The organism is Shewanella sp. FeAMO (assembly GCF_053653955.1).
In genome coordinates, this window is sequence record NZ_CM132201.1 from 1228785 (window position 1) to 1240887 (window position 12103).

At 53.7% G+C, this 12103-nt stretch carries 7 protein-coding genes; 4 read left to right on the forward strand and 3 right to left on the reverse strand.

The genetic code is table 11. The features are described from left to right. Positions 1-98 precede the first annotated feature (98 nt). A complete protein-coding gene (locus ACWAU4_RS05565; protein WP_115389073.1) occupies positions 99-1049 on the reverse strand; it encodes an IS30 family transposase in 951 nt (316 codons plus the stop codon). 370 nt (positions 1050-1419) lie between these two features. Between ACWAU4_RS05565 and ACWAU4_RS05570 the strand changes: the two genes are divergently transcribed. Beyond that, the gene (locus ACWAU4_RS05570; protein WP_208125613.1) at positions 1420-3540 is read left to right on the forward strand and encodes a methyl-accepting chemotaxis protein; all 2121 of its coding nucleotides are present in this window, start codon (positions 1420-1422) and stop codon (positions 3538-3540) included. 206 nt (positions 3541-3746) lie between these two features. On the opposite strand, the gene ACWAU4_RS05575 is transcribed toward ACWAU4_RS05570, so the two are convergent. Then, complete coding sequence (locus ACWAU4_RS05575) at positions 3747-5060, reverse strand: methyl-accepting chemotaxis protein (protein WP_096141572.1); 1314 nt, start codon at positions 5058-5060, stop codon at positions 3747-3749. A 594-nt stretch (positions 5061-5654) separates the two neighbouring features. Between ACWAU4_RS05575 and ACWAU4_RS05580 the strand changes: the two genes are divergently transcribed. After that, entirely contained in the window at positions 5655-6149 is a 495-nt protein-coding gene (locus tag ACWAU4_RS05580; protein WP_025009901.1) for a Dps family protein, read from the forward strand. Between the two features lie 228 nt (positions 6150-6377). Here the strand turns inward: ACWAU4_RS05580 and ACWAU4_RS05585 are convergent, their stop codons facing one another. Further along, a complete protein-coding gene (locus tag ACWAU4_RS05585; RefSeq protein WP_208125614.1) occupies positions 6378-7838 on the reverse strand; it encodes an aminoacyl-histidine dipeptidase in 1461 nt (486 codons plus the stop codon). Between the two features lie 211 nt (positions 7839-8049). Between ACWAU4_RS05585 and ACWAU4_RS05590 the strand changes: the two genes are divergently transcribed. Both ACWAU4_RS05590 and ACWAU4_RS05595 read left to right on the forward strand, forming a co-directional pair. After that, entirely contained in the window at positions 8050-9576 is a 1527-nt protein-coding gene (locus ACWAU4_RS05590; RefSeq protein WP_025009903.1) for a M17 family metallopeptidase, read from the forward strand. Between the two features lie 1198 nt (positions 9577-10774). Continuing rightward, on the forward strand, positions 10775-12067 hold the full coding sequence (locus ACWAU4_RS05595; protein ID WP_109248177.1) for an NCS2 family permease: 1293 nt from the start codon (positions 10775-10777) through the stop codon (positions 12065-12067). The last annotated feature ends 36 nt before the right edge of the window (positions 12068-12103 follow it).

Sequence of the window (12103 nt, forward strand, 5' to 3'; positions counted from 1 at the left end):
GTGACCCATCCGGAATACAGTTGACACTTTCCAGACTTATTTGGGAAGAGAGTAACAAGTACCCGCGAATTCAACTCCGAAGTGCACCACTCGCTAAATTAGGCTGCCTTGCGTAATTCATTGAATACCGCAATAGGTTGCCTGAAGCCGAGGCACTTTCTCGGTCTGGCATTTAATGCCCGTTCAATCTCACTAATTTGCTTATCTGTTACCGTCCGCAAATCGGTGCCTTTCCGTATGTATTGCCGCAGCAAACCGTTGAAGTTTTCATTCAGTCCGCGTTCCCAGGACGAATAAGGGTTAGCGAAGTAGACATCCGTTTTAAGCTTTTCTGCGACCTGTTCGTGGTCACAGAACTCGCTGCCGTTGTCCGCAGTGATAGTTCGAACATAACCTCGATATTTCCACAGCATACCAACCATGGCCCGGGCCACATCGGCTGCGCTTTTCGCTGGCACTTTGCGTATCAGGTACAGCTTACTTTTTCGCTCAACCAGGCTAACAATCGCGCCCGTACCTTGCTTGCCCAGAACCGTGTCAGCTTCCCAGTCTCCGAACCGCTTTTTCTTGTTCACGATAGCGGGACGATGCTCTATGCCTACGCGATTCGGGATAATCACACGCTTCGCACGGTTACCTTTACGGTATCTTCGGTGACTCTGGCGTAGCTGTTTGTACAACTTGCCGCCGCATAATTTATCACGCTGGACATAGCCATAAATCCACTCGTGACTGACGTTATATCCGATGATTTTACCGACACCGGCTATTTGTTCCGGACTCCACTTCTCATTGAGACCGAACTCAACAAAGGTGATGGTCAGTCCAGATATTCTAGACTTCGCGGACTGACAACGGCGTTTTAGTGCCTTCGCCTGAGCGACTTCCGGCAAGTAATGGTTATCCCGAATTCGATTGCGATTTACTTCCCGGCTGATTGTGCTGTGACTGACTTTCAGACGTTTTCCTATCTCCCGATAACTGAAACCCTCGCGTAAATAGGCCTCAATCTGGTATCGTTGTCCCTCGATCAACTGCTTGTAATTCATGGTAACTACTCATGTTTGTTTGGCGACTACAGAGTATCACCAACAGGCAGTTGATCTCTCCTCACCGTTTAACCATGAGTGGTGCACTTATTATCTGAATTCGGGCCAAGCGAACTCAGTGGGGTTGTTCCCTTGCCTTTAATCGGCCGTTGCCGCGCAAGTGGAAAAGACGAAATGACTTATCGGCAAGCTCAGCAGCGCCAATGGCAGTGCAAGCCAGAGTGCCGCGAAGGCTTATTGGCACTTTCCTTGGTAAAAATAATCCATAAGTGCTAGTAGATTGAGACAGGGAGAGTCCATGGTGCTATCTTTGTAGCTGTTAACCTTTCATTTACAAGCGCATTGCGCCCGCCGCTATCAGGAGCCTTGGATGAAGCAACTCTCCATCGGAACCAAACTTCTCTGGATAACTTCGACCCTGTTTCTCATAACAGTGGCCATTCTCTCCATCAGTCTCTGGTGGTCTCTGTCGGATCAAAACCAACGTCTGTCGGCAGAGGTGCAGCAGACGCTGGAGCTGGAGATCCGCGATAAGCTCGAGGCCAGTGCCGCCCAATACGGTGAGAAAGTCGCCGGTTTTATTGATGAGGCCTACCGCATTCCCTGGTCACTGACGGGGATTCTGGAGCTGACCTCTGAGCGGGATCCCATGACCCGGGAAGAAGTGCAGACAACCGTCGAGGCGGTGCTCAGAAAGAACAGCCAGGTTTCCTCCATCTATGCCCAGTTTGAGCCCGATGGATACGACGGCCAGGATTGGCAGTATCAACAGCAAGCGAGCAAACACAGTGTGCCTGGTGCCGGGTCGCTGGAGATCTACTTTACCCGCAACAACGACGGCAGTATTGAGCAACACCAGGTGGACGATGCCGAGGAGAAGTATGTCGCCACGCTCAACGAGTTTGGCATTCGCGAGGCCGAGTGGTATCTGTGCGGTAAAGACACCCTCAAGCCTTGCCTGATGGAGCCCTACCTGTATGAGATAGCTCCGGGCAACAATGAGTTGATGACCTCCTTGACTGTACCGGCGCTGCGCGATGGCAAGTTTGCCGGTATCGTCGGGGTGGATGTCAACCTGCCGGTATTTCAGAAACTGATCGATCAGCTGTCGCAGTCGCTCTATCAGGGCAAGGCCAAGGTCACTCTGCTCAGCAGCAAGGGGCTGGTGGTGGCTGCCAGTCATTACAGCAAGAAGGCGCGGCCACTGGCCGAGTCTGTCGCCCCTGAGCTGGCCGCCAAAATGGTGGCCCTGGCCGGCGGCGAGGGCTTTATGTTGACGGACAATGACATAGTGGTTGCACACCGCATCGACATTCCTCTTTCCGGTAGTCGCTGGTCGCTGTTGATTGAAGTGCCCAAGGTGGACGCCTTCGCGCCAGTGGCCAAGCTCAGTGAAGAGATGACAGTGATGGCCACTGAATTGGGCAGCTTGCTGCTCGGTGTTGGCGTCTTGGTATCTGTGCTGGCGGTACTGGCCATAGCTTTGGTGATCCGCAGCATATTGGCACCGCTCAAGAGTATTCAATCCCGGGTTGAGAATCTGGCCAGTGCCGAAGGCGACCTGACCCAAAGCATTCAGGTGACTTCCCACGCCGAGCTTATCGCCCTCGGCGCCGGGGTAAACGCCTTTATTCTCAAACTCAGGGAGCTTATCCGTGAGCTGAAAATGCTTGCCGGACGCTCCCGTGATGAGGGCCAAACCACGGCAGAGATTGCCCGCCAGACACTGGACAGTGTCAATCGCCAATACAGTGAGATAGAGAGCGTGGTGGCCGCGGTCAACCAGATGAGCGCCACGGCCCATGAAGTGGCCAAGGCTTCGGAGCAGACGGCATCCGAAACTGAGTCCATGGCGGTCAATGTCCGCGACAGTGAAACCAGCCTCAACAAGGCGATGGATTACGTCAATACCATGTCCAGTGAGTCGATGCAGGCTAAGGCCGCCGTCGCCAAGGTGGCGGAGAGCAGCAATAACATCAGCAGCATTCTGGAAGTGATCAGCGCCATCGCCGAACAAACCAATCTGTTGGCGCTCAATGCGGCGATTGAAGCGGCCCGCGCCGGCGATCAGGGCCGAGGTTTCGCCGTGGTAGCAGATGAGGTGAGGGCGCTGGCTTCCAAGACCCAGAGCTCGACTCTGGATATTGGTCGTCTAATCGAGTCACTGCAGCAGGAAGTGGGCAGCGCCTCCAATATTATTGAGCGCGGAGTGGAGCAGGCCAAAAACGCCGTGTCGCAAACAGAGCAGGCACTCAGTGCTCTGAATCTTATGGTCAGCCAGCTGGATCAGATCTCGGCGCAGATCACCCATATAGCCACGGCGGCCGAGGAGCAAAGCGCTGTCACCGAAGAGGTGAACAAGAATATCACAGGTATCTCAGACTCGGCGGCCGAACTGGCGCGTCTGGCCGGTGAGGCGGAGCAGAGCAGTCAGACGCTGGCACAGTTGGTGGACAGCCAAAACGATCAATTGGATAGACTCAAGACCTAAGGAAGATGCTAATAAGTCCTCGAGGCTTACATACCCGTCTACTGCATTGTGCTTCTTGCAAAGGACTTGGGCCATTTGTTGCGAACCACGCCTTGCATCCAGGCATGTAAGCCGACGCATGGCACACATGGGGCTTGTTCGCTCCTCTAAAAAAGAACCCAGCCTCGGCTGGGTTCTTTTTTAGAGGAGCGAGAGACGCCTTCGGATCAATGCCTGTGATGTTCATCAGACAGGGACGCGACAGTATCGACCACATTGCGGGCTCCGTCGAGAATCGCGCCCATTACGTCTGCGACTTCCTGTAACTGGGTCTTACCCTGGTTGGCCGCCTCGGCCACCGCCGCCATTTCCCGGGTGGCCTTGTCTGTGAGCTGACCATTTTGACTGACGACAGAGCCTATCTCCTTGGTGGACTCACTGGTGCGGGCCGCCAGTTGTCTGACTTCATCAGCGACGACGGCAAACCCCCGTCCTTGCTCACCGGCGCGGGCCGCTTCAATCGCGGCATTGAGCGCCAACAGGTTGGTCTGTTCGGCGATGGCGCTGATGGTCGAGACTATCGCCTGGATATTGCGTGACTGTTCATTGAGCTGAGCTATCGCCTCTGAGGCCTGCTGTACCTGAGACGCTATGCTGTTGGAGGTGGCGGTTACCCTGTCCAGCCTGTCTATCGCCTGCTCGACTGTGGCACCGGTATTCAGCGCCGTGCTGTGGGCTATTTCGGCCGCTTCTTTAATCGCCTGGGACTTTTCTATCCTGGCGGTGATATCACTGGCAAACTTAATCACCTTGATCACCTTACCGGCGGGATTGCGTATGGGATTATAGCTGGCCTCAAGCCAGACGGTTTGCCCCAGTTTATTGAAGCGTTTAAACAGCCCTGACTTGAACTGGCCCTTGTTGAGCTCTTCCCAAAAATGGGGGTGTTCCCGGTAGAAGGCCTCGTCACAAAACAGCTTGTGGTGTTGCCCCTTCAGTTCGGCCCGGGTATAGCCCATGACGTCGAGAAAATTGGCGTTGGCTTCAATGATATTCCCCTTGGGATCAAACTCGATAATCGCCTGGGAGTTATCCAGGGCGTTGGCCACGGCTTTTTGAGTGTCGGTTTCCATTTGGCTGTTGGTGACATCGGCGGCAATCTTCATGACACGGGTGACTTTACCCTGCTCAAACACGGGGAAATAGGTGGCCTGCAAATAAATGCTGCTGCCATCTGCATGGCGACGTTCAAACACCCCGGCAGCGGCTTTTCCTTGCCTGAGCTGTTCCCAAAAACTGCGGTATTGGGTTGAGGCGGCATAATCGGCCTGACACAAGGTTTTGTGTGGCATGCCTTTGAGCTTCTCATGCTCCAGGCCAAACAACTCGGCAAACAGGCGATTGGCTTCTATCACTGTGCCGTCGGGCGTGAATACCACACAGGCAAGCGACTGCTCTATGGCTTGCACTGTTGCCAGTTGCTTGGACAGCTGCAATTGACATTGTGCCAGCGCTTGTTTGGACGATTTATTAAAAAACATAAAACAGATCCCCACTTGTTAGGTTTAGTCGGCAGCTTGCTGTCGGCTCGTATTCTGAGGCGAGAATCCATTTCGCAGTTGTCATTCCTGATGCAGGGCTGCAGCTTTAACTTATTATAGCTTCAGTGAAAGGTAACATAAGCGTGGCAGAGTAAAAGGTGTGGATGAAGCCAAAGTCAAGATACCATTCCTGTGCCGCGGCGCTTAAGGTATAAGGCTTGTCGGCAGGCTATCAGCTTTTAATGAACATAAGATGTCAAGCTGCAGAAAAGTGATCGCGAGTTTCTCTGAATATAAGCTCTGGCCGGCAAAGAGATTCCCGGATTGCCTTGTCTGGCTTCTATTGGGAACTTGGCAAATCGGTTACAAGGGGTTATCGCAGGGGGTATGTATGTTTGATTATGAAAATCAATCAGTTAGAAAACTGTTTTCATGCTTGATAAAGAGAACTCGTTTGGGGTTTGGGCCGCTACAGTTTAGTAAGTTGTGATATTCATCACGGTTTGCTCGGGCATAAGATCCCACTCTGTTATGGCTATTTTATCTTTAGTCGCCATTGAGCGCGGCTATCGCCAACAAGCAAAAGGAGTGTATATGGCAACCAAGAAAGTCAAGGCACCCACCATAGATATAGGTATCTCTGATGCGGATCGTAAAAAAATTGTCGCGGGGCTTTCTGCGCTGCTGGCCGACAGTTATACCCTGTATCTGATGACCCATAATTTCCATTGGAACGTCAAAGGGCCGCAGTTCAACAGCCTGCATCTGATGTTTATGGAGCAATACACAGAGCAGTGGAATGCGCTGGATGAAATTGCCGAGCGGATCCGCGCCCTGGGGTATCCGGCGCCGGGGACTTATAAGGAGTTTGTTCGCCTGGCATCCATCAAGGAAGTGGAAGGTGTGCCCTCTGCCAATGAGATGATATTGCACCTGGTCGAAGCCCAGGAGGCCACGGCCCGCACCGCCAGAGCCCTGTTCCCCGTTATCGACAAGGCCAATGACCAGCCGAGTGCCGATCTGCTCACCCGCAGGCTGGAAGTCCACGAAAAGACAGCTTGGATGCTGCGTAGCTTGCTGGAGGAATAGCCTAAACGCTAGGCGCTACGCATCAAAAAGCCGCCCCGGAGTGCTCCAGGGGCGGCTTTTTTACTCTTGCTAACTTGAAGTGGCAGCTGCGTTGGCAATCTTCGCTCACCCCAATCACATAGTTTGCTCATGTTGATGGGGAGCCACTCTTGCAGCCTTTGCCTCCTTGCCGCCACGCCAAGTCGTTTGGTGCTATTTATTCAAGGCTTAAGTACCTTTATTAAGGTATCAGGCCTTTTCGGGAATACGCTCCAGTACAGCCAACAGTAGCTGCCAATATTGGCCCACTGTGGTGATATTCACCATTTCATCCGGGCTGTGAGGGAAACGTATGGTGGGGCCGATAGACACCATATCCATGGCCGGATAGGGCTCCTTGAACAGGCCACATTCCAAACCTGCATGGATCACCATGATCACCGGCTCTTTATGGTAGATGTCCTGATAGGTGTCGCGCACAATCGCCATCACAGGAGACTGGCTGTCTGGTTTCCAGCCTGGGTAGGCACCGGAGAGATCGATTTCGGCACCGGCCAGGTTAGCCAGGGCGATCAGCATGCCCTCAATCTGGCTGCGGCCTGAGTCAATCAAGGAGCGGATCAGGCACAGGAGTTTGACATCCTGCTCGCTGGTATTGATCACCCCGAGGTTGAGTGAGGTCTCGGTCACGCCTTCAATCTCGTCACTCATCCGCATGACACCATTGGGGCAAGCATGCAGCAGATCGATAAGGGTGTTCTGACTCTGCTCGCTCATCACCTTGGCAGGCAGCGGCACTTCGGTGAGTGTCAGGCAAGCGGCCGGATCGGCAACCGCCAGCTCTTCTCTAAGCAGCGCCTGGAAAGCCGCGGTGGCTTCGCTCAAAGCTGTGGCTTGTTCGGCCGGCACCAGAATAGTGGCACTGGCTTCACGGGGAATGGCGTTACGCAGCGAGCCGCCGTTGAATTCGGCCAGTTCCAGCTGCAGGCTTTCGCTGTATTCAAACAGAAAACGGGCCAGCAGCTTGTTGGCATTACCTCGTCCCAGGTGAATGTTCACCCCTGAGTGGCCACCCTTTAGCCCGGAGAGCGTCAGGTTGAATGCCTGGAAACCATCGCCTGTGGCTTCCCAGACCATAGGCAGGGTGATCTCGGCATCCACGCCACCGGCGCAGCCCATGTAGATCTCGCCTTCCTGCTCGGAATCTGTGTTGATCAGGATTTCACCGCGAAGCATACCGGCTTCCAGGCCAAAGGCTCCTGTCATACCCGCTTCTTCATCTATGGTCAGCAGCACTTCCAGTGGCCCGTGGGGAATATCGTCACTGCCGAGAATTGCCAGCGCCGATGCTATGCCTATGCCGTTATCGGCACCCAGAGTCGTGCCCTGAGCCTTGACCCAGTCGCCATCAATCCAGGGCTGGATCGGATCTTTGACGAAGTCATGCTCTTTATCGGCATTTTTCTGCGGCACCATATCGATATGGGCCTGGATCACCACGGGTTTGCGGTTTTCCATCCCGGGAGTGGCATCTTTGCGAATAATCAGGTTACCGACTTTATCTTCGATAACCTCAAGCTGACGGTCTTTGGCCCAGTTCTGAATATACTGGCTGAGCGCGGCTTCATGTTTGGATGGGTGAGGAATGGCACAGATTTGTTCAAACCACTGCCATAGAGGCTGAGGTTGCAATTGGCTGAGACTGGACACAGCAAACTCCTGATCTTTTCGTCTGGTTGGCGGGCTTGGACCGGGCCAAGCGCGAGTTGTCATCAGTCTACCACAGAGCGACGTAAGGGCGCAGAACCCAGTTGGGACAATTGTTTATTTGTGGCAACGAAACTTGCCAGCCAGATATTGGTAATCCGGCGCCGGAAAGGGAATAATGCTGGGCGCCAATAAAAAATAATTAGGATGGGTCATGGTTGAATTTATTGATGTTACTGACCAGGATGCAATTTTCAGTGAGGCAGACTGGGATGCATTGCTGGTGGTCAGCGCCGATGTGACGGCGTGTCCAATCGAAGAGGTGGCGATACTGGCCTCCCATGGGGCTCAAGTTGACAAACGGGTGGGCAAGAGCCCAACCCTGTTGTTTGCTCCTGGGCTTGCCGGTGGCCGCTTGATTATCGCCCCGGTCGCGCCGCTTGGCGATTATGACGATGTGCGCGCCTTTGCCAATGCCGCCCGTGCCGGTATCGCCATCGCCCGTGACGCCGGAGCCAAAAGGCCGCTATTGTGGGTTGATAAGCCTGCATCCTTAGGTGATGAATACGCCAAGGCAGATATGGTTGCGGCGCTGGCAACGGCGCAGGAGCTATGGCAGCCATTGGAAGCCCGTGAGGCGGGCGCCGCCCTTGACAGCATAGAAGCCATAGGGGTGATGAACGGCGCAGATGCCGGCATGCTCAATGCCATTGAAGCCGGCCGCACCCTTGCCAGAGATCTTTGCGGCACTGAGCCCGAGCGCATGGGCGCCCCTGCCTTTGCCGATTACTGCCTCAACGCCTTCAAAGATTCAGGGCTGTCGCTGCAGGTCGTGGAAGACAGAGACATTCTCGAGCGGGACTATCCCTTGCTGAGCGCTGTGGCGCGGGCCTCTTTTGCCGTGGCCAGACATCAGCCCAGAGTCGTTAAATTGGAGTACCGCGGCGAAGGTGACATCCAGCACAACTATTTCTTTGCCGGCAAGGGCGTGGTGTATGACACAGGCGGCGCCGATCTGAAAGTGGGCGGTGCCATGGCCGGTATGAGCCGCGACAAGGGCGGCGCGGCTGCCGTGGCCGGTTTGATGAAGACCTTGTCATTACTCAAGCCCAAAGGCATTCGTGTGGTGGCCGAACTGGGGCTGGTACGCAACAGTATAGGCAGCGAAGCCTTTGTCACGGACGAAATCATCACAGCCCATTCGGGTGTCAGGGTCAGGATTGGCAATACCGATGCCGAAGGACGTTTAGTGCTGGCCGACTTGCTGTCCCATCTGCGTTTAAAGGCGCAGGGCAGTGCGGCGCCCGAGCTATTCTCTGTGGCAACCCTGACCGGCCATGTGGTGCGAGCCTATGGCTCTTACAGTGCGGTAGTGGCCAACGCCGTTGCCGAGCAACAGGCATTACCCAAGCGGTTGCAAGCCAGCGCCGAACGTTACGGTGAAGGGCTGGAGCTGTCCCGTTTGCGTAAGGAAGATTTTGCCAAGGTGCGTGATGTTTCCGGCGCCTCTGAGCTACTTTCTTCCAATAATGCGCCCTCATCGGTTACCGCCAGAGGGCACCAGTATCCGGCGGCCTTCCTGCTAAAGGCTTCCGGATTGGCGCAACACGGGGTAAAAGACGCTCAGCCCATGGCCTATAGTCATCTGGATATCGCCGGCAGTGCCACAGAAGGTGATCCCCTCTATGGCAAACCTACGGCGGCGCCGCTGCTTGGGTTGTTTGCCTATATGACTGAGTAAGCCCTCAACGCCTCCCGGCCGATGTCGTCGGCCGGGTTATCCCTGCACCCTGTCCGTTGGCTTTTCTTCACTTGGCGACCGCTATGTTGGTATTCCATGGCCCCGATATTTGCTGGACGTCATCTCACCCAGCTATCCACTGCGAGTGATTGGATCTCGCCCCTGCTTTAAGTTGTTATTTGGCACGATATCTGAAAACAACAGAAAACTTTCAGACGGATTTTTACCCAGCCCTTGGATGGGGTGATCCAATTCACCTTAACTGGTCTTACCTCTTTGAGATCACGCTTTTACCCCCGCCGGGAGACTAACATTTGGGCTGTAACTGACAGCTAATTACAGTGTTAGATTTTACTTAATTGGAATGAGGCTGGCCTGATTGGCTTTTGATTTATTTATTTAAAATCAAATGGTAATGAGTGTTCTCTTACTGTGTTTCGAGATGTATCATTAGGTGCGGTGGGTAAATCCTGTGTAACTTTTATGTAATTGCCTTACAGTTTTAGGTGTATTTTAAATTTTCAGCCTCAATACTTGTAATAAAATTACAGGCGGCTATAATAGCTCTCGTTGGTTAGGCAAGCGCCTTCCACCTCTAGTCAATCCAGGATGGATAACTATCTCCAGGGAAATGAGTGACAAGTTGTCTCCACGGATATGAGAACCTCTAGTTCCAGGGAACCGAGCCAAGCTTCACTAGAGTATTTATTTCACAACTTTGTTAGGAGTATCGGCTATGTCTTACACAGGCAAAAACAACGTAGTTTATTGGAGCAACACCTGGTTTGATTGTCAGGTTTTGCGCGGCGGCATGTTCGCCATGAGTTTCAAGGGCTGACTACCCCTTTAAGTAGTTCCATCATCCATCAACCTTTGTTCACCACTCTGTGGTGTATTTAGACTCAAGTCGCAATAGAAGTTTTGCTTCTGTTGCCAGGTGTTACCCGCTAGCGCGGTAGACTCTTTCCCTTTTGGGTGCTTGATACATGTCTTGGCCTGCTCTTTGAGCAGGCTTTTTTTTGTCCGCAGCAAAATGTGAATAAATTGTGAGCTGGTGGGCATTTAATGGATACCACAGGTAGCCTCCATGCTCTGGTGCTGGTCTGATCAGGTCAAACTCCCTATAATCTGCCGCCGATGACCTCGTTAAAGAAGTGTCACAAACCTCCCTACACTCAAACTCAAGGAACCTGGTTCCATGTTGGAAAAACTGTTCAAGTTAAAGCAAAACAAAACCTCTCTGAAGCAGGAAGCCGTGGCGGGTCTGACCACCTTTCTGACCATGGCTTACATCATCTTCGTTAACCCCTCTATGCTGGCCGATGCCGGTATGGATCAGGGCGCTGTCTTTGTAGCGACCTGTGTCGCGGCGGCGATAGGCTGTCTGGTCATGGGGCTACTGGCCAATTATCCCATCGCCCTGGCGCCGGGAATGGGCCTCAACGCCTTTTTTACCTACACAGTTGTGGGGGAAATGGGTTATAGCTGGGAAACCGCGCTCGGCGCAGTATTCCTCTCCGGGATCTGCTTTATGATCCTCTCCTTGGTGCGAATTCGGGAATGGGTGGTCAACTCCATTCCCATGTCGCTGCGCCTTGGCATAGCCGCAGGTATCGGCTTGTTTTTGGCGCTCATCGGTCTCAAGAGTGCCGGCATAGTGGTTGCCAACCCGGCAACACTTGTAGGTATGGGCGATATCACCGCATTTCCGGCGCTGATGTCGGTACTGGGGTTCTTCCTGATCATTGCTTTTGTTCAGCGTGGTTATAAGGCGGCGGTGATCCTCAGCATTCTGGCCATCACAATGTTGGGGCTGGCCTTTGGTGATGTGCAATATAGTGGCCTGGTATCCATGCCGCCTTCCATAGCGCCTACCTTTATGAAGATGGATCTCTCCGGCATGCTGGAGATCAGCATGATTTCCGTGGTGTTTGCCTTTTTGTTTGTGGACTTGTTCGATACCTCGGGCACCTTGGTAGCCGTGGCCCATCGTGGTGGTTTTCTGGATGATAAGGGCCGCCTGCCAAGACTCAATCGCGCCCTGACCGCCGACAGCGCTGCCACTATTGCTGGGGCCATGCTGGGTACCTCGACCACCACAAGTTATGTCGAGAGCACCTCAGGCGTTAGTGCCGGTGGCCGTACCGGCTTGACCGCCGTCGTGGTCGGGCTGCTGTTTTTGGCCTCGCTCTTTATCTCGCCGCTGGCCGGTATGGTGCCGGCCTATGCTACCGCGGGCACCCTCTTCTATGTGGCGATTCTGATGATGTCTGGTTTGGTGCATGTAGAGTGGGAAGATTTGACCGAGGCCGCCCCTGTGGTGGTGGTCTGCCTGCTGATGCCATTAACCTTCTCAATTGCCACGGGGATCGCCTTTGGCTTTATCGCCTATGCGGCGATTAAACTTCTCTGCGGCCGTTTTCGCGATCTCAACGCCGGGGTTGTGGCACTGGCGCTGCTGTTTATTCTCAAGTTTGCCTACGGTAGTTAAAGGTAAAACGCGAGCAAGTGCTTTATAAACCGTATT